Here is a 20961-nt window from a genome sequence, read left to right as displayed (position 1 = left end):
TGTCATCGAGAAAAATTCAGTCACTCCTATCAATACATAGACTAACACGTGCGGTGTAGCCCATTTCATATTTCAGTCTTACCAATTCTCGACACGCTAATCAACCATAACGAAATAGAGGAAAGTTGAGCAAAATGCATCAACTTTCCTCTATTATTTTCTTTTCAAGGGTCGCCTCATTTTCATCATGCACCTAACTATACCTAGCAATGCATTCACCTAAAGACTAGCACATCATCCGCCTAAAAACTAGCACGGCATCTGACTATAGAAATGACCCCCTCTGTCGTAAATAGTGTTATCCTGTATGACCTTTACGCAAAGGATTACCACTCTATGCAACGTTAAAAGGGCTCAGTACTTAGCATTTACTATCGATGAAAGATTATACCCCATATAAGATATACAACAATAGCTAGTCATCAATTATCGGATTGACGACTAGCTATTATGTTTAATAGGGAACCATATATAAACTATCTTACCTTATTAGGCTAGATTCCTAGCCTTTTACTATCAATTTCCGTCTTGTAATTCCAGATTAGTGTAGCCATGATAGCCATTTATACAGCATAGACGATTAGAAATGCTTTCTACGCCACACGTAACAATTACCTAGGAGAGCATATTTTCTAAAGTTTCCTAAAAGAACGCTCCTTACTCTTCAAACATGGTGGCTAACAATAATTTTAACCGATTCGCTTGGTTAACAGCACTCGATCCTGGATCATAATCAATTGCTGCAATACGTACATCCGGATACCGTTCCGATAAGATGCGAACCATACCTTTCCCCGTAACGTGGTTAGGTAAACAACCAAATGGCTGTAAACATACAATCTGTTTTGCCCCTTTTTCAATCAAGTCGATCATATCACCTGTTAAAAACCAACCTTCTCCGCATTGGTTACCTAAATCAATTACGTGTGATGCTTCTCGTGCCACTTCTTTCATCGGTTGAATCTCATCGAAATGCTTACTTTTCTTTACCGCATTACTATAGGGGCGACGATACAATTCCATCAAATTACGTGCCAACGCGCCACCTAAGCCGGATAACCAAGAACCTGATAGATACTTAGCTCGATATTCACTATCCATAGAGCAATATAGGAAAAAGTCCATAAGCCCAGAGGTAACAACTTCGCCACCCTCTGCCTCAATCAAATCAATAATATGATTGTTGGCACTAGGATGGAATTTAACATAAATTTCCCCTACGATGCCTACTCGTGGCTTTTGAGGAATATCCTTGCGTGGCAATGTGTCAAAATCATGAATGATTTCTTTAATATATTTATTATACGTAAATAGGTTCGCTTTCAATAGATTATTCTTTAATCGCTGAATCCAATAATCACGTAACGCATTCGTAGCGCCCGCATCTCGTTCATACGGTCTAGTGGCTAGTACACATTGCATAATCGCATCACCATACACCATACCTTGCATCAAGCGATGTAGGAAATTACGAGTCAATGAAAAACCTGGTTGTTTTTCTAGTCCGCTAGCATTTAAGGAAAGAATTGGTACTTGTGAAAGCCCTGCATCAATTAAGGCTTTACGAAGGTATCCAATATAGTTTGTCGCTCGACAACCACCACCTGTTTGCGAGATGATCACCGCAGTTTTATTAACATCATACTTGCCTGAAAGCAGAGCGCTCATCAACTGACCTACTACGATAACTGCAGGATAGCAAGCATCATTATTAATATATTTCAATCCCACTTCAATATCTTCTCTTGTTGGTGCTGGGATTAAAGCACATCGATAGCCTTCTTGTGCTAATAACGGTTCAATCATGGAGAAATGAAGCGGCGACATTTGTGGTACCAAAATCGTATATTCTTTACGCATTTCTTCTGTAAAGACAACCCGTTCATAAGTGTATGGCGTTTCCAACTCATCTAATGATACTGGCTCTTCATGGTGACCGCAACAACCTGCACAACATTGACAAGGTGATACGGCTAGAGATTGTTCATCTGATGATGGAGATGGACTTGCACAGCTACCAGAATCATGGCGCAAGGAACGAGCCATCACCGATTGAAGCGAGCGAATACGAATTGTAATGGCCCCCAAATTAGTACCTTCATCAATTTTTAGTACTGTATGAATTTTATGGCGGGCTGCCAAAATATCCTTTACTTGATCGGCTACGATGGAATCTAGACCACAACCAAATGAATTTAATTCCACCATTTGAAAGCCGTCGGTGCGACTGACAAATTCCGCCGCCCGATATAAACGACTATGGTAGGTCCATTGATCGACCACGCGAAGCCGTTCGATAGGTCTGCCTAATGGTGCCACGCCGTCCTCAGTAAGCACCGCAATTCCCAACGAGTTAATCAATTCTGGTATACCGTGATTAATTCCCGCGTCTAAATGATACGGTCTTCCTGCCAATACAATGGCGGGTATACGTTCTGCAATTAAACGGGATACCGTTTTTTTAGTAAGCTCTCTGTACTCTTCTTTCCACGTTTCTTGTTCGATCCAAGCCCGTTCAACAGCCTCTTTAATCGCCTGCTTGTCCACGTGTAGCACAGGAGATAACTCCTCCACTAAACGAGGAATTAATGGCTTTTTATCGGCTAATGGCAAGAATGGTGATAAGAAAGGCGTATCTTTCAATACATCTTGCATATTGTTACGAATCAGTTCTGGATAGGAAATGACCATCGGGCAATGATAGTTGTTATCTCGACTATATTCATGTGGCCCCGCTTGGATACATGGATAAAAAATATAATCCACCCCTTGTTCTACCAATTCTTTAATATGTCCATGTACGGCTTTAGCTGGATAGCAAGCCGTATCTGATGGAATCGTATCTAAGGCAGAATTATACTGTTCTTTTGTCGTTTCCGATGACAATACCACTTCATACCCAAGATGAGTAAAGAAGGTGCACCAAAATGGAAAATCTTCGTACATATTCAATACGCGTGGAATCCCAATACGACCTTTTGCCTCATGAGAAGGTACATTTCTCTTTAGATAGTAATCAAAGATACGACGTAACTTGCTGGTAATCAAGTTCGGCACTGGTTTATGCTTTTCTTGAATCATTTTTCCTGCGCCACGATCACAGCGATTCCCCATCACATAGGTACGACCATCACTAAAAGCATTAATCGTCAACATACAATTATTCGCACATAGACCACAATGGCGCATAGTTGTTTCTACTTGTAACGTATGTAATTGCTCTGCATTAACTAATTGGGATGTGTAATTATCTTCTTCCTGAGCGTGTTCCTGTGCTAACAGTGCCATACCATAGGCGCCCATAAGTCCAGCCGTATCTGGTCGTATAACTTCTACGCCTAATAACTTTTCAAACGCGCGTAATACCGATTCATTATAAAATGTCCCCCCTTGTACAACGATGTGTTGTCCCAATTCTTTAGGGTCCTTTACTTTCATAACCTTATATAAAGTATTTTTAATGACCGAATAGGCTAATCCTGCCGCAATATCTGGCACACTAGCCCCTTCCTTTTGCGCTTGCTTAACCTTGGAGTTCATAAACACAGTACAGCGCGATCCTAAATCGATAGGCAACGGTGCCAGCATCCCAATTTTAGCAAAGTCCGCAATGGGTATACTCAAACCACTGGCAAAGGTGTCAAGGAACGAGCCACACCCAGAACTACACGCTTCGTTGAGAGTAATGTCTTCAATATACCCATCTTTTACTTTACAACATTTCATATCTTGTCCACCGATATCCAATATGAAAGTAACATCAGGGCAAAATTCACGAGCTGCTCGATAGTGTGCCATCGTTTCTACTTCGCCCACATCAATGCCTAATGCTCGTTTTAAAAAAGCTTCGCCGTAGCCAGTAACGCCCGTATGCGCAATATACGCATCGGCTGGCATATGGGTATAAATATATTCAATGATGGTCCGTGCTTTTTCAAGAGGCTTACCTTCATTCGGTCCATAATGAGAATAGAGAATCGCCTTATTTTCATCCATAAGGACTGCTTTTATCGTCGTAGACCCTGCATCTATCCCCAAGTATAATGGGCCCGTAGCAGTAGAAAAATCAGCCCGTAATGCCACGTCCTTAGCATGGCGTTCACGGAACTCCTTAATTTCTTCCTCATTGGCAAATAGCGGATCCAATCGGTCTGTCACTTCCATAGGTACATCCCGTAAGTCATCGACTTGTGTCACTAACTCGCTTAGCACTAAAGAACGACATTCATCTTTCATCAACGCTGCCCCTAGAGCGATAAACAGTTCTCCATTCTCTGGAATAATGCGACTATCTTCATCTAAAGCTAAGGTATCACAAAAACATTTTCGCAGTTCTGACAAAAAAGTAAGGGGACCACCTAGAAATGCCACATGGCCTTCAATCTTATGTCCACAAGCTAATCCTGCAATTGTTTGATTAACAATCGCTTGAAATACCGATTTAGCAATATTTTCATGAGATGCCCCTTGATTTAATAGTGCCTGTACATCCGTTTTAGCAAATACGCCACATCGTGCTGCAATAGGATATACCGTAGTCGCCTTAGCAGCCAATTCATTAAGACCACTCGCATCCGTCTGCAACAGGGTGGCCATTTGATCGATGAAAGCGCCCGTACCACCAGCACAACTACCATTCATACGGTGTTCTGCCGTCTGCCCCAAGTAGGTAACTTTAGCATCTTCACCGCCCAATTCAATGATCACATCTGTTTCAGGATAGTAGTGCTTAATCGCTTTTGTTTCTGCAATAACTTCCTGCACAAAAGGAATGTCTAAATGTCTAGCCATAGCCATACCGCCAGAGCCAGTAATCACCACATGCACAGTATGCTCTTCATATCCCACTACAGCTTCCTGTAATAAGGTATGTACTGTATCTAGAATATTCGCATAATGACGACAATATTTTTTATATATGTAATTATCTTCTCCATCAAGTAAGACAACCTTAACAGTGGTTGAACCTACATCGATCCCCATTCGTAATAGATCTTTCACTGAAGCCTCTTTCTGTATATTATCAAACACCTAGTTTGTGTACTTATAATCTATACTACATCTAAAAATATAAATTTAATATAGTTTTAATTATACTATAAGATATATCTTTTACAAATAAAATGTATAGGATTCCTATAGAAATTAATGTGATAAATAAAATTTTACAACAATTCCATCTATAAAATCATCTCCTACCTAAGGATATGTAAAAAAATTACACGAAACGTTAATCAGATGTAAATGAAATTTTATTTCATATTTATTTTTTTATATCTATAAAAATTCACTAATGGCTGATTTACTATTCATACATATAGAATCCATTACAAATATTTATAACAGTCATAAATTATACTAATTATCACTAGTTACTTTACTATTATAATTACAATATTTTCTCCTAAAACTAGGTCTAGTATCCTTCTTACGTCTATATTTATCTATATACTATCAATATCATTTTCAAAACATATTTTTTATATGAAAATTCTTATCAATACAATAATTTCAAGTGTAAATCGCCTTATAAAGAGCTTGGACAAATTGATAATTGCAAGTATATAATGAGGTCATAATAATTATTGCGTATAATAGTTATTCTCTATATGCAATAACATGTTAGGTGACTCTGTAAGGAATAGGTACTGATGAGGAGGTAACTATGGAACAGTTTGATGTCCTAATCGTAGGTAGTGGTGGCGCAGGTATGCGTGCCGCATTAGAAGTAGGCCGTCGTAAAGGTCTAACTGTAGCGTTAGCTACTAAAATTTTCCCAACTCGTTCAGCAACAGCAATGGCACAAGGTGGTGTTAACGGTTGTTTAAACAACGTAGCTAAGGAAGATACTATCGAAACACATACATTCGATACAGTAAAAGGGTCCGACTATTTAGGGGACCAAGATGCGATTGAATTCTTCTGTCAACGTTGTCCAGAAGGCATTTTAGAAATGGACCAAATGGGCGCTCCATTCTCGCGTACAGAAGAAAACAAAATTGCGCAACGTAACTTTGGTGGTCAATCCTATCCTCGTACTTGCTATAGTGCGGATAAAACAGGTCATGTTATTTTGCATACCACATATGAACAATGCTTAAAAGAAGGCGTTCACTTCTTACAAGAATGGTATTTACTTGATCTTGTAAAAGTAGATGGCCATATCTGTGGTGCCGTTATCTGGAACATGAAAGAAGGTAAAGTAGAAACCATCAAAACAAAAGCAATCGTATTAGCCACTGGTGGTTCTGGCCGTATTTTCTGGACTCGTACAACAAATCCATTCTTGTCTACTGGTGATGGTATGGCAGCTGCATTCCGTGCAGGGGCTGCCTTAAAAGATATGGAAATGGTACAATTCCATCCAACTGGTTTAGGTAAAACTGGTATCTTAATGTCTGAAGCTGTTCGTGGTGAAGGTGGTTACTTATTGAACTCCGAAGGCGAACGGTTCATGAAAAAATATGCACCGAATAAAATGGAATTAGCATCTCGTGACGTAGTAGCAAAAGCTATCGAAGTGGAAATCGCTGAAGGTCGTGGCCTTGGTGGATCTGGTCTAGACGCTTATGTAGTAGCCGACTTACGCCACTTAGGACCAGAAGTAATTATCGAAAAATTACATGGTATTCGTGACTTGGCATTGTCCTTCGAACATTGTGATCCATTGACAACACCAGTTCCAATTCGTCCTACTTGCCACTATATCATGGGTGGTATCGACGTAGTAGACTACAAAACATGTGCTACTGAATTGCCAGGCTTGTTCGCTGCTGGCGAATGTTCCTGTATCTCTATCCACGGTGCCAATCGCCTTGGCGGTAACTCCTTAGCCGACGGTGTCGTATTTGGTCGTGTAGCTGGTACTGGTGCGGCTAATTACGCTACCACTCATGAACAAGTGGAATGCACAACACAATTAGAAGAAAACGCAGCTGAATGGGAAGCTAAGTTCAAAGAAGTCACTGCTCGCAAAACTGGTCGTCCTGTTGTAGAAATTCGTGATGCTCTAGCAAATGCGATGTGGAATAAATGCGGCATCTTCCGTAATGAAGAAGGTATGACAGAAGCGTTAAACGAAATCAATCAATTAATTGAAGACTATAAAACTTGCTACGTTGGTGATGCAGAACGTACGTACAATATGGCGTTTGTTAACTACTGTGAAATCAACTCCATGTTGACAGTAGCAAAAGCAATCGTATCTGGTGCTTTATATCGTAAAGAATCGCGTGGTGCCCACTTACGTGAAGACTTTACGAAGCGTGATGATGTAAACTTCTTAAAACATAGTTTACAATACTTACAAGATGACGGAGAGTACAAATTAACAACCCGTGATGTAGTATTCACTAAATATGAACCACAAGAAAGGAAGTACTAAGATGAGACAAATTACTTATAATATCACCCGTTATAATGAAGGCCGTTCTTATGTACAATCCTTTACATTTGATTACGAGCCAGATCGCACTATCCTTTGGGGCCTACAAAAAATCAAAGATACCCAAGATCCTACGTTAACATTCTTAGCAGCGTGTCGTTCCGCTGTATGTGGTGCTTGTTCCGTAAGAGTTAACGGTCAAGCTATGTTGGGTTGCGAAGCTAAAATTGATGAAGTAACAGAACGATTCCATAGCGATACGATCGACATTGCTCCTATCGGTAATTTCCGTGTGATTCGCGACTTGGTCGTTGATTGGGAAGCCAAAGTAGATCGCTTACGTACAGTAGCTCCTTGGATTTATATGAAGGCGGAATTTGCCAAAGGCAACGTGCGTCAAACACCAGCCGATTTCAAAAAATTCGTAGCCGGTACAGAATGTATTCTTTGTGGCTGCTGTGCATCGGAATGTAATAAATTGACTGCCAACGAAGATGACTTCTTAGAACCATATGTATTTACTAAGGCCAATCGCTTTGTATTAGATAGTCGTGACGAAGCCCCATTTGCTCATATCAATCCTGCCTTAGCCCATGGCTTATGGAAATGCGTACACTGCATGAACTGTATCTCCCGTTGTCCTAAACATTTGAAACCAGCTCACGATATTTCCAATATGCGTAGAGAAGCAACAAAAGATGGTAATTTTGGTACAGGCATTGACCAAAAAGGTCCACGTCATGCGTTAGCTTTCAAAGACGACTTGAAGAAAACAGGGCGCTTGAAAGAAGTATCCATGAGCTTGAAATCCGATGGTATCGTGGACTCCTCTAAACAAATGTTCTACGCATTACGATTAATGAAACATGCTAAAATCAATCCATTGGAATTAATCGTACCGCAACAACCAGTGAACGGTATTGACGGCGTTCGTAAGCTTATCAAAATGGCAGAGGAGGCTAGCAAATAATGAAATACGCATTTTTCCCTGGCTGCGTACTTGAAAGTGCAGCAAAAGAAGACTATATGGCAACCAAAGCGGTTGCTAAACGCTTAGGTATTCAAATTGAAGAGATTAATGGCTGGACCTGTTGTGGTGCTTCTCATGTGCAAGACATCGAGCCATTGACAACCTTGGCTACCAATGCTCGTAACATTGCCATCGCTGAAGAACAAGGTCTCGATATTCTCACTGTATGTAATACATGTACCCTTATGCTTCGAGAAGCCAAAAAAGAATTAGATGAAAACGCCACTAAACGGACAGAGGTCAACAATATGCTCGCACAAATTGGCAAAGAGTATAAAGGTACTTCAAACATCACTCATTTCTTATGGGTCTTAATTCGCGATTATGGATTAGATAAACTCCGTACACAAGTGATAAAACCACTAACTGGTTTACGGGTGGCTGAATATTATGGTTGCCATATTCTTCGTCCGCAAGAAACAATGGACTTTGAAGATTACCAATTGCCAACTAGCTTATTTGATTTAATTACCGCCATTGGTGCGACACCAATCGACTTCTCTCGCAAATTAGATTGCTGCGGTTTCCATGCCGTATATCCTGCGCATGATTCAGTTATGCAAATGACTGGTTCCATCAATGCAGATGCAGTCAAAGAAGGGGCGGATTGCGTGGTAACGCCTTGCCCTCTTTGCCAAATGCAATTGGATATGTTCCAAAAAGAAGCAGAACAAACTGTATCGAAAGGAAAAGACATGCCAATCTTGCACATGTCACAATTAATCGGCTTGGCGCTTGGCATCAGTCCTAAAGAAATGGGTATGACCTCTCGTCACTTAACTGATGTAGGTTCTATCTTACAGTACATATAATGTACACATGCCATATCATATAGTCTATGTGCTATGGCATCTATCACACAATAGGTACCTATACCTAACATACTAGGAGGTTATCACAAAATAGCTTCCACAAACATAGAGGAACGTTGATAAAAAATACGAACTACACTTCCCAAATTATGTCCAAATTTGGTGTGCCGTTCAATAGCAACGTTCCTTTGTGTTTATATGTTAATAGGGAAAAGTATCTCAACGTATTCTTTTCATTACTCTAATGTGATCATGGTCAAGTCTAGTACCACTGCATACAGTTACATCAAATCGGAGAAATCTAGCTGACTCGTATCCCATTAGATTATGCATTTTACTTAAATAAACAACACCTTTCTTTTGCCCCCAAATAATGAAATTATATATAAAAACTACTAGTATGCGTATATGTAGCGTACTCTACATAAGAGATACCGCTGTGTCAAAACAAGTATAAATATCTGTATGGAATCGATATATGACAATACGTACTGATTCGATAATCACTTTCTTAATGTATATACTACGATATAAGAGTCAAAATATAGGCATATACTATTTCATTAGGCACATAGTAGACAATATATAGTTCTCCTAGTAACAAAATTCAATCCTTCCCAAAGCATAGAAAAGACGTACCGTAATGAGCCATAGTCTCTTTACGATACGTCTTTTCTATGTGTCTATAAAATCTTATAGATTAATCTTTAATTGTCACAGAACGGCTGATAGCGCGACGGAAATAAGGTACTAAGCGAAAGGCTACTTGGTAAATCACAAAGCCTATAAGAACCACACTTAACCCGCCAATAACAGCTATATCGCCTGCTGCATACATAGCATATAGACAATATACTAACGCAATCACTAGGAACGGTTTAATGCGCGAGCGCATCGCTAGTGGTGCATGTTCCGTTTTTAATAATTTACTAGCTGCCAACAATGTCAAAATATAAGGAAATACATTGGTAACAACTGCTAGATTAACTAAATTAACAAACTGACGATTTAAACTTTCATCGGTCGTCATTAATGCCATCCCCGTTTGTACCGTTAAAATAATAACGAGTCCACGTACAGGTGCGTCGGCACGATTAACCCGAGCAAAAATCTTAGGGAATAGTCCTTCTTCTGCACAAGATTTAAATACGCGAGATAATGTAAATTGCCAACAAAGAATGGCACCACAACAAGATATGACCATCATGGCCATAACAATCTTGCCAATTGTATCATTAAACATATAGGCAAAGGTAAGTCCAAATGGTGCGGTAGAGTGTAATAAGTCTACATGTGGCACAATCCCTGCCATAACATTCGTGGAAAAAATATAAATAACCGCTACGATTAATGTACCAAAGAATGTAGCAATTGGTACATTCTTTTTCGGATTTTCTACTGCATCTGCATTAGCTGCTGCTGATTCAAAGCCTAAGAAACTCCAAAGCGTCAATGCGATGGATTCACTAACTGCATCAAAGAATGGCATTCCATTAGGGTTCCAGACGGATACATACATATCCGCACTAAAGTAGTACCAACCAACGGTACTGATGAAAATAACGGGTAGTACGGATCCCCATACGGTAATATTACCAATTCTTCCTGTTCGACGATTGCCTCCAAAATTAAGAATCGCCGCTAACCAAAGTAAAACAATGGTGGCTTCACTAATTTGCCACGGATTCAATGTGACATCAAATAATACAGCTGCGTAGCCGACTGCAGAAATAGCAATCGCTACATTAGCAATGACAAGCGATACGGCATATGCGTAGTTCGCCATAAAATGCCCGGTTCTACCAAAAGTATACTCCGAGTAACCGCCCATGCCGCCCCGTTTAGTAGAGAACATACCGCATTGTGCAAAGATGTATGCTAATACTAACGAGCCCAAAGCCGTTACTAACCATGATAAAATCGAAATTGTCCCTACCTGTGCAAGTTGTGTAGGTAACATAATAATTCCTGCGCCAAACATATTAGCGGCTACCAAAGTGGTAAGCTGGAATACAGACATTTTTCTAGCGGTTGTTTTCATGTATCAATCCCCTTTCTCCGGTGGTGAATTTTTTCTCGTCCATAATTCACTGTAATGGTTTAATACCGCCTACACGTACATCAGTTCTCGCGGAAATGGGCAAGAATGTGATGACGTTAAAATTGTGTATTCTATTGTCAGTATACTTGCTAGTATCATTTATACATAATTACAATCATATGATACTATTCATGTTCAAAACTCTTATATAATTATAATTATCTATAAACAAATGCATCAGTATCTGTTTCTTAGTACTGATTTATAATACCATCATTTTCATGAGAATGAAAGTGTTTTTTTACAATAAAAAATGCTTACCAACCTAGTTATTATCTATAATGGCAAGGCTCTATACGAATGAGATTGTCATATATGGCTTATTACCTACACTTTCCACGCTACTACCCTCTACTATGCTCCAATAGAGGACATCAAAAGTTACACACATTGAATAAAAACGGATATTTTAGCCATATAGTTCTAATATTCGTTATTTTAACTACCCTAGCTGCATATTTTACCCATTTCTCCTCTTATAGTTTGTAAAATTTTACGGCTTACCTAACCTAAATCGTCTGTATAAAAAAAGCTATCGCCATATGTCCATGATACATAGACATATAGCGATAGAAGAGTGTCACCTGATCCTATCGATAGAGATATTAAGGTTCAACTTGTTGAATGATGCGTAACCATTCTTGTATTTGGGCTTCTTCACGGTGAATCACCGCTTGTCCAACCTGCCGCTGCCGAGCTACACATTCTGGTGCAGTGCCACTATAATTATTTCTACCTTTCACGCAAGATTCTATCGTAATCGCATCTAAAATATCCGCTTCAAAATGGGGCGAAATAGCTTTAAAGTCTTCTACGGTCAAATCTAATAATACGCAGTGATTTTGAATACAATGTTGCACCGCAGCACCTACGATTTCATGAGCCTCTCTAAAAGGTACGCCTTTTTTAGCCAAATAATCTGCCATATCCGTAGCATTGGAGAAATCATCGGCTAATACATCATGCATCCGCTTGCCGTTTACTTTCATACCACGAAGCATAGCCGCATTGATGGATAAGCCAAAATGAACGGTATCAATCGCATCAAAAATACCTTCTTTATCTTCTTGCATATCTTTATTATAGGTCAATGGCAGTCCTTTTAATATGGTCAATAATCCTAGCAAGTGACCGTAAATACGACCCGTTTTACCACGTACTAATTCGCATACGTCAGGATTTTTCTTTTGTGGCATAATGCTAGACCCCGTACAGTGGGCATCATCTAATTCGATAAATCCAAATTCAGTAGTGGACCATAGGATCAATTCCTCACTAAGACGACTCAAGTGCATCATACATAGAGAAGCAAAGCTCAAAAATTCTACTACATAATCACGATCACTCACTGCATCCATACTATTTTCATAGATGGAAGAAAATCCTAATAGTTGTTGCGTATATGATTGATCAATGCCATAGGTACTTCCAGCTAAGGCCCCTGCACCTAAGGGCATGCTATCCGCATGAGTAAACACTAAAGGCAATCGTTCAAAGTCCCGTTGCATCATGGAAAAGTAGGCCATCATGTGATGTGAAAACAATACAGGCTGCGCCCGTTGTAAATGGGTATAGCCAGGCATGATAACATCTTCATACTTGCTAGCCACTTCTAAAATAGCTTTTTGCATATCTACTAATAACGTCGCCATATGAACTACTTCTTTACGTACTAGCATATGCAAATCTACGGCGCATTGGTCATTGCGGCTACGTCCCGTATGAAGTCGCCCTCCAGCTTCACCGATAGCATCAGTTAATCGTTTTTCAATATTCATATGAATATCTTCTAAGGCTACGGAAAAGTCGAAGGACCCGCTTTCAATTTGTTCTCGAATGGCGGTTAAGCCCTCTACAATAGCATCACAATCAGCTTGTGAAATAATGCCTTGTTTTGCTAACATCTTGGCATGTGCTTTACTGCCTGCAATATCCTCTGCATACATTCGTTGATCAAAAGCGATGGAAGATGTGAAATCTTCTACCGCTTTATCGGTTCCCTTTGTAAATCGGCCACCCCATAATTTTGCCATGTAATACTCCTTTTCTTACCATACCTAGCAAGAAGAACCTCAGTCACATATACCGATGTGGCTGAGGTTCTTTACACGCCTATGTACCAATGCATCGGTGATAAGTAGTCCATAGGTATATAGTATCGTCTATGTATGGTGCTACTAATTATTGATGAGATTTTTCTTTCATTAATGCATTAATTTTTAATGGCAATCCAAATAGATTAATAAAGCCTTCTGCATCTGCTTGATTATATACATCATCTTCTTCAAAAGTAACAAATTCTTGACTGTATAAAGAATATGGACTAGTGGCACCAGCACTCATAATGTTGCCTTTGTATAAATGTAATGTAACTCTTCCTGTCACTGTTTGTTGTGTAGTGTCTACAAAGGCTTGAAGTGCATCTCGCAATGGAGCAAACCACATGCCATCATATACTAATTCAGCATATTTATTGGCGATTTGTTCTTTATAGTGGTATGTAGCTCTATCAAGGCAAAGATATTCTAGTTCTCTGTGGGCATACATAATAATCGCTCCCCCTGGATTTTCATAAACTCCACGAGATTTCATGCCTACCAATCTATTTTCTACAATATCTACAATGCCGATACCATTTTTTGCACCTATATCATTAAGCATTTGTAATAAAGCAAGTGGACTTGCTTGTTTTCCATTCACCGCTACTGGTACACCTTCTTTAAAATCGATGGTCACCTCTGTTACGGCATCTGGCGCTTCCATTTGTGATTTACATACTAATAATACATCATCTTTTGGTGCGTTAGCAGGATCTTCTAAATGACCGCCCTCATGAGATAAATGCCATACGTTTTGGTCCATACTATATGGATGTGATTTCGTAGCCACTACAGGGATATTATGCTTAGCTGCATATTCCATACAATCTTCACGGCCCTTGAATTCCCATTCTCTCCAAGGAGCGATAATCTTAGTATTTGGTGCTAATGCTTTGATTGCCAATTCAAAGCGAACTTGGTCATTCCCTTTGCCAGTAGCACCATGAGCGATGGCATCAGCTCCTTCTTGTTGTGCCACATCGACAAGAATTTTAGCGATTAATGGTCGTGCGAAAGAAGTACCTAATAAGTATTTCCCTTCATATACGGCACCAGCTTTTACAGTAGGCCAAATATAATCTTTCACAAATTCTTCTTGTGCGTCCACAATATATGCTTTAGAAGCACCAGAAGCGATGGCCTTCTTTTCTACGGCGGCATAATCTTCTGGTTGCCCTAAATTAACACAACAAGCAATCACTTCACAACCATAATTTTCTTTTAACCACGGAATGATAACCGATGTATCTAATCCGCCTGAATACGCTAATACTACTTTTTTTACATCACTCATGGTAGACACCTCTTAACCCCATTACTACGTATTAATTTATCATATGCATAATCTACTGTTGAAGTATAAAACTTGTTCAACTAAGTAAAAGCAAACCTATCGGCAAGACTTATATGCAGCTAACACCGACCATGGCAAAATCACTTACCCATCCATTCGCTCCTATTCATGCACATATATACTCTATAACTACGGTTTTCATTATACAACTGTAAGAATTTTTATGCAAGTATTTTTTATAAAAATTCTTACAATCACAATTTGATAAACTATCTACACCGCTTTGCACAGCAGATAATGATTAATTAGTTCGTCTTTTGTCAACTTTTACTCTACTACTTATATGTATATTTCTTTATGCAGTAATTATAAATATACTCCATTCATATCACTTTCAAACGGCTACACTACATGTAATCAGTGTATCCATGTCATCAGATTGTACATAATGCATAACATCGTTTCTATGAAAGCACGCCCCATACTACGATTCATCTATTCGAAACTCTATCTAATAAACATGACTTACCTCATAGTAGTCTGTGTTACAGCAAAATGATGATGAAGTCATACTATCATCTACTAAGTGCCGCTGATTTTGCTGTGTCTATTCGTTTACGAGGGCTGCGGATTGCTAATTCTATGATTCATTCACTATGAACGAGGCTTACGTAATTAGCCTACAAGCGATGTATACTGATTACAAAATAAATAACGTAGAAAAAGAAGTAAATCCTCTAGTTGTCATTTAGCTATTTATTATGCATACTAATTGCCGAAATAGATAACGTAGAAAAAGTCCCTATATATCGGCAAACTTGTAGATTCTCATAGTCATATGCCTTTATTCTCCAAGTGACGCATCATAATTTTCTATCTCCCCCTAGAGTCTTATACATCCAAGTTACAAAAAATACACTGAAAGAAATTATTCTTTCAGTGTATTTATATTGATAGTAGTGTCTATTCTTTGTATGCGTAAGCAATATCATAGCCTATACGCCAGAAACGTAGATGTGTCTACGGCACAAATCTAAGTCCTATTCTAGTTACCAATGATAAATGGATGCAAAGGATCCATCATCCATATCCTAATACGGCTTGTACTAGTACCTAGAATCATACCGCTCACCAGCATACATGGTTAGTTTGCATAAAGGAATACACCCGTCTACTATGAACGAATCTCTAGTTAATTTCCAATATACCCTGGCGCTCTATCACCGCGCTTAGCCTCTTCAGATGATGCATTATCCTTTGTACGAGCATGATTGTCCGTATCCTTTGAGGAATTCTTATCAGCAGAGGACTTGTCTTTCTTTGGCGTTAACAATTCCGTCGCCTTGTGCCCCGTTACTGCTTCTACTACTGAATCAAGAGAAATGCTTGCTCCATCCTTAGGTAACACAGTATCATCAAATTCTGGCTCATCCTCCATACCAAGAAGATCATTAAACGCTGATTTTGCTTCTGCTGGACTAATCATATCCTGAGATACCATCTGCATAAGCACCGTATATTGTCGTTCCTTAGCAGCCTGATAGTTATCTCGTGGATTATAATAGGTAGGCGCTTGTGGTAACCCCGCTAGCATAGCTGATTGCGCTAAAGATAGGCGAGCTGGCGTGGTGTCAAAATAGCCTTGTGCCGCCGCCTTAATCCCCGTATAATTATTACCAAAATAAACGGAGTTAAGATACATGGTAATAATCTCATCCTTTGAATAATGCCGTTCTACTAGAAAGGCTAACACCATTTCTTCTAATTTACGAGAAAATGTGCGATGACTCGACAAAAAAATATTCTTTACCAGTTGCTGGGTAATCGTGCTACCCCCTTCAACCGTTTGTCCTGCCATAGTATTCATATATAGGGCACGTCCTATGCCTTGTACATCAATGGCGCCATGATCATAAAATCGTTTATCCTCTGCTGCTATTAACGCTTTCTTAGCGAAATCACTAATATTTCCCTCCCTCACTTGGTTATCCGGGCTAACACGTCGATTGATAGCTTCGGCTACAGCATCTTCAATGTGAAATAAACGATACAAACGATCTAACACAGTCAATTGATCTTCCGAGGCCGTACTGCGCTCACCTTCAGGTAGTGTACTACTTGTTTCTTCCGTCTCTATAGTGTCGCTATGGCTTGCTGTATATTCATCATAGGCAATCAAACCGCCTACCACGAGAAATAAGGCAATAACCGCGCCAATCACTATACGACATATACATTTTATTAAAATCATCATATACTTATCATATCACATTTAAGTGAGAATTGACATTTATATATATGCTAATTCTATTGTATCGATTTTTCATGTATAATATAAATAAGTATATATAAAGGAGTAAAAATTATGAAACAATGTATGGATGCCACCAATTTACATCGTCGTATTAGTAAAATTATTGGTCAAGTACAAGCCATCGACCGTATGATTGAAGAGGATGTGCCTTGCGAAGATATTCTCAGTCAAATTAATGCCGCTAAATCAGCCTTACATAAGGTAGGGCAAGTCGTACTGGAAGGTCATATCAATCACTGTGTACGCGATGGCATTGAACATGGCGACGTAGATAAAACAATTTCTGATTTTACAAAAGCAGTCGAACGATTTGCCAATATGGGCAAGTAACCGACTAGAAACGAGGTATTTCCTATGAAATTTACTAAAATGCATGGTTTGGGCAATGATTTTGTCATGTTCACAGATCCTAACGGTGCCCATAAGGATTATACACAGGCTGCCATTACCTTGTGCGATCGTCATACGGGGATTGGCGCCGATGGTATCATTGTGGTCATTCCCTCTGAAATAGCCGATATTCGTATGCGCATCATAAATGCTGATGGTAGCGAAGCAGAAATGTGTGGCAACGGCATTCGTTGCTTTGCCAAATATGCCTATGAAACAGGGGCGATGCAAAAAACAACATTTTCCATCGAAACATTAGCAGGTATTATGAAACCGACCTTAACGATACAAAATGGGATTGTAACAGAAGTAACCGTTGATATGGGACATCCTTTCTTTGATGCTAAGGATATTCCTATGAATATAAGCGCTTACAAGGTCATTGATTATCCCATAACTGTAGCAGGCCAAGAAATGCATATCAGCTCCTGCTTGTTAGGTGTGCCCCACACAGAGGTCTATGTGGACGATGTGATGACCGTTCCACTCACTACCTTAGGTCCTCTAATTGAAACGCACCCTCTATTCCCACGTCATACAAATGTTAACTTTGTACAAGTTATCAATGACCATCATATAAAAGTACGCACGTGGGAACGTGGCGCTGGGGCTACCTTAGCCTGTGGTACTGGTTCCTGTGCGTGTGCTGTTATGAGTCATGAAAAAGGATTAACCACTCGTGAAGTAGATGTAGAACTTGCACTAGGCACATTACACATTACCTATCTACCAGATGGCACCGTCCTCATGAGGGGCCCTGCAGAAATTGTATTTGAAACAGAGCTTCCCATGACTATCTAACAATCAGCCCTATGCCATAACGATGTCTATCATAGGACACTAAGAAAGACTCATTGCTCTACAAAGAATAAAAAGAAAAAAACTAAGTCCCATTGAATTAGGGATGTTAGAAAAATTGATTCAGAGCGTCTTTCGGTAGTACGATACAACAGATAAAAAGGCTATGAGTTTGAATGCTCATGGCCTTTAAATTATTACAAAAATAGAGTTATAGGACAAAACGTGTTGTTTTAAATGCCGATAGAACTAGAAAATACCTAGTTCCATCGGCATTTTATCTTTTTTAGTGAACTTTAAAGGGTGGACAAAATGTGTTGCAAAAAAGCTGAAATCTCTTGCATTTACTGGCCTAAATAGGGTTTTATCTTTCTAGGAATATATTTTTTTAGAAGGAGTATTTTTATGAAAAATGTTAGATGCCCTAATTGTGGCTTTAGTTGTAGAAAACATGGTAGGTCTAATGCAGGTTCCCAAAGATGGATATAGAGGCAGTGTAGATGTTCATTTACGAATATAATTACAAAAGATGAAATCAAATTACAATTATTTTTAAAGTGGTTGTTTGGCAAGAATACTCAGAATGAAATGACAGGACAAGGTCGTAGTTTTCATAGAAAAACAGTAAGGTTTTGGGAGTTATGGCCGTTGCCCCCTAAAATTGAAGTATCGAGTACAGTGGTTTTTGTTAATGGAATTTATTTAGCTAAAAATGTCTGTATTTTAATCTGTTGTAATCAACAATACGTTCTGGGGTGGTACGTTTGCAGATATGAACATTCTAGAGCGTGGTGTGCTTTACTACAACGCATATCTAGTCCTATTGTTGTTATTTCAGATGGAGGTACTGGCTTTTAAAAAGCATTAAAAAAAGTTTGGACCAAGACAAAACTACAAAGGTGTATCTTCCATGTATTTCAGTAAGTTAAAAGATATACAACAACACGACCTAAAAGTCTCGCTGGAAAAGAACTATATGGATTAGCCAAAACTTTATTAACAATAAAAACACAAGATCAGGCTCGGGTATGGATTCAAAATATAATGGCTTGGAAGATTCGACATAAAATATTTCTAGCTGAAACAACCATAGATGAGTATGGTACTATACGACCTAAGCATGAACGCTTAATAAAGACAGAAAACTCCTTAATCAAATTAATCAATAAACATGTATTATTTACATATTTAGATAAATCTTTATGGTTTGAATGCCCTGCTACAAACAATCGAATTGAGGGTGGAATTAATGCACAATTACGTACTATGCTGCGAAATCATCGTGGTATGTCAATCGAAAGAAGAATAAAAGCGGTGTTCTGGTGGTGCTATATGCACTCACCGAACCCGCTTCCATTCAAAGAAATACTTAAGGTTATGCCGACCAATAAAAGTATCTCTGATATATATAATACCATGATTGTACAATCCAGATTAGATAACTCGATTCCAACATGGGGAGATGCCATTGCATGGAGTAATTTGCATAATTATGATTATTCTTTTAACAATTCATGGGATTAAATTTGCAACACGTTTTGTCCTATAACCCTATATTTTATATAAAAAATCAATAATTTCATCAATTGATTGAAATCTTTCTTTTAAGTTAGTAGAAAGACCTTTATTAATAAAGCTAGATAGATTCTTATTTTTTATATTATTTATATTTTTTCTACCTGTTAATACAAAATATATCAATCGAGTTATTGAATAAGTTTCATGTTCAATTCCATAATTACTAAAACCATAAGTTACTAATCCTGGATCGTTGAAGCCCCCCTTAAAATCCGTATTTAATGATGTTAAATTACTTTCAGGTGTCTTTACTAGTCCAAAATCTGAAATTTTAACTACATTAACATCGTCGTAGATCTTTATTAAAATATTATTTGGACTAATATCTCTATGAAGCAAATTTTTTGAGTGAATGTATTTAAAGGCTTTTAATATTTGTAAAGATAAGTTTTTCCTATCAGTTTTCTTTAATAAAGTGTTGTTTTCATTTATATAGCTTTCTAGAGTTTTATCCATATACTCCATTGTGTACTCTTTTTTTGATCATTAAAGTTATATACTTCAACAACATATGGAGATGATAAATTTTTCATTTCTTCAAATTCATTTTTAAACCTAACTTTTTCTTTATCAGATAAATCATTTTTTGCTCTTTTTAAGACAAATTTCTTTCCATAAAAAGGGTCTATATATGAAAATACTTTTGCATACGAACCCTCTCCGATAATTTTGATATCAACAATTTTATTTCTCCCACTAGGAGAATTAATCGATATAACCTCGGTAGGTTTTAAAATAGGAATAGTATAATAAAGTTGAACTTTTGCCATATTTGGAGGTATCTCGCTACCTCCACTATTAGAAAGAAATCCTTCAGACTCTTTGATAACCTTTTTATAATATTCGTCAAATGAAAAAGAAAATTTCGTGTTTTTAAGTGCTCGATGCATACCTGTTACAACATTAATAGCTAATAATAACTCTCTACTAGGTTCAGCCCAAAAATGTACTCCGTATTCTCTTGTAGGTAATCTTTGGTTCATGATTTTATAGTTCTCAACCATTAGATGATGAATTATAGAGAAAATTTTCTGTAGTTTTTCTGACTTGAAACATTCATATAAGTCAATAAATTCTATATTAATATATTTAACAATTTCTCTATACTGTGTTTCTATATAATTTTCTAAATCCATTTTTTAAACTTCACCACATTTCTAG

Annotated in this window: 12 protein-coding genes and 1 pseudogene; 6 read left to right on the top strand and 7 right to left on the bottom strand. The window is 38.3% G+C overall.

All coding sequences use genetic code 11. The annotated features are described in order from the left end of the window. Nucleotides 1–657: 657 nt before the first annotated feature. Complete coding sequence (locus tag P6940_RS05550) at nucleotides 658–5001, bottom strand: acyl-CoA dehydratase activase-related protein (protein WP_277293452.1); 4344 nt, start codon at nucleotides 4999–5001, stop codon at nucleotides 658–660. Nucleotides 5002–5665: 664 nt separating this feature from the next. On the opposite strand from P6940_RS05550, the gene P6940_RS05545 reads away from it, so the two are divergent. The 3 genes from P6940_RS05545 to P6940_RS05535 are packed head-to-tail and all read left to right on the top strand — an operon-like array spanning nucleotide 5666 to nucleotide 9226. Beyond that, complete coding sequence (locus P6940_RS05545) at nucleotides 5666–7384, top strand: FAD-binding protein (RefSeq protein WP_277293451.1); 1719 nt, start codon at nucleotides 5666–5668, stop codon at nucleotides 7382–7384. 1 nt (nucleotide 7385) lies between these two features. After that, nucleotides 7386–8354, top strand: a complete 969-nt coding sequence (locus tag P6940_RS05540; protein ID WP_277293450.1) for a succinate dehydrogenase/fumarate reductase iron-sulfur subunit — start codon at nucleotides 7386–7388, stop codon at nucleotides 8352–8354. After that, nucleotides 8354–9226 (top strand): CoB--CoM heterodisulfide reductase iron-sulfur subunit B family protein, encoded by an 873-nt coding sequence (locus P6940_RS05535; RefSeq protein ID WP_277293449.1) that lies wholly within the window; start codon nucleotides 8354–8356, stop codon nucleotides 9224–9226. The genes P6940_RS05540 and P6940_RS05535 overlap by 1 nt, the downstream gene beginning before the upstream one ends. Before the next feature lie 700 nt (nucleotides 9227–9926). Here P6940_RS05535 and potE read toward each other — a convergent pair. The 4 genes from potE to P6940_RS05515 form a co-directional block, all read right to left on the bottom strand. Further along, the gene (potE, locus tag P6940_RS05530) at nucleotides 9927–11267 is read right to left on the bottom strand and encodes a putrescine-ornithine antiporter (RefSeq protein ID WP_277287941.1); all 1341 of its coding nucleotides are present in this window, start codon (nucleotides 11265–11267) and stop codon (nucleotides 9927–9929) included. Nucleotides 11268–11932: 665 nt separating this feature from the next. Next, nucleotides 11933–13360: an argininosuccinate lyase gene (gene argH, locus P6940_RS05525; protein WP_277293448.1), complete on the bottom strand. Its 1428-nt coding sequence runs from the start codon at nucleotides 13358–13360 to the stop codon at nucleotides 11933–11935. Between the two features lie 148 nt (nucleotides 13361–13508). Beyond that, entirely contained in the window at nucleotides 13509–14720 is a 1212-nt protein-coding gene (locus P6940_RS05520) for an argininosuccinate synthase (RefSeq protein WP_038152509.1), read from the bottom strand. Nucleotides 14721–15912: 1192 nt separating this feature from the next. Continuing rightward, the gene (locus tag P6940_RS05515) at nucleotides 15913–16974 is read right to left on the bottom strand and encodes a transglycosylase domain-containing protein (RefSeq protein ID WP_277293447.1); all 1062 of its coding nucleotides are present in this window, start codon (nucleotides 16972–16974) and stop codon (nucleotides 15913–15915) included. A 111-nt stretch (nucleotides 16975–17085) separates the two neighbouring features. Between P6940_RS05515 and P6940_RS05510 the strand changes: the two genes are divergently transcribed. The 3 genes and pseudogenes from P6940_RS05510 (at nucleotide 17086) to P6940_RS05500 (ending at nucleotide 19746) form a co-directional block, all read left to right on the top strand. Next, nucleotides 17086–17364: a metal-sensing transcriptional repressor gene (locus tag P6940_RS05510; protein WP_038152510.1), complete on the top strand. Its 279-nt coding sequence runs from the start codon at nucleotides 17086–17088 to the stop codon at nucleotides 17362–17364. 24 nt (nucleotides 17365–17388) lie between these two features. Continuing rightward, entirely contained in the window at nucleotides 17389–18225 is an 837-nt protein-coding gene (gene dapF, locus P6940_RS05505; RefSeq protein ID WP_038152512.1) for a diaminopimelate epimerase, read from the top strand. Nucleotides 18226–18627: 402 nt separating this feature from the next. Next, a pseudogene (locus tag P6940_RS05500) lies at nucleotides 18628–19746 on the top strand (IS1249 family transposase). A 27-nt stretch (nucleotides 19747–19773) separates the two neighbouring features. On the opposite strand, the gene P6940_RS05495 reads toward P6940_RS05500, so the two are convergent. After that, the gene (locus tag P6940_RS05495; RefSeq protein ID WP_277293446.1) at nucleotides 19774–20265 is read right to left on the bottom strand and encodes a protein kinase domain-containing protein; all 492 of its coding nucleotides are present in this window, start codon (nucleotides 20263–20265) and stop codon (nucleotides 19774–19776) included. Then, nucleotides 20241–20936, bottom strand: coding sequence for a hypothetical protein (locus tag P6940_RS05490; RefSeq protein ID WP_277293445.1), 696 nt, complete (start codon nucleotides 20934–20936; stop codon nucleotides 20241–20243). Before P6940_RS05490 ends, P6940_RS05495 begins: the two co-directional genes overlap by 25 nt. Nucleotides 20937–20961: the final 25 nt, after the last annotated feature.

Origin of the sequence: Veillonella montpellierensis, from assembly GCF_947090115.1 — a bacterium.
In the GTDB taxonomy this organism is placed as follows: Bacteria; Bacillota; Negativicutes; order Veillonellales; family Veillonellaceae; genus Veillonella; species Veillonella montpellierensis.
Note: the sequence above shows the minus strand (reverse complement) of the source record. Positions and strands in the feature narration are given on the sequence as shown.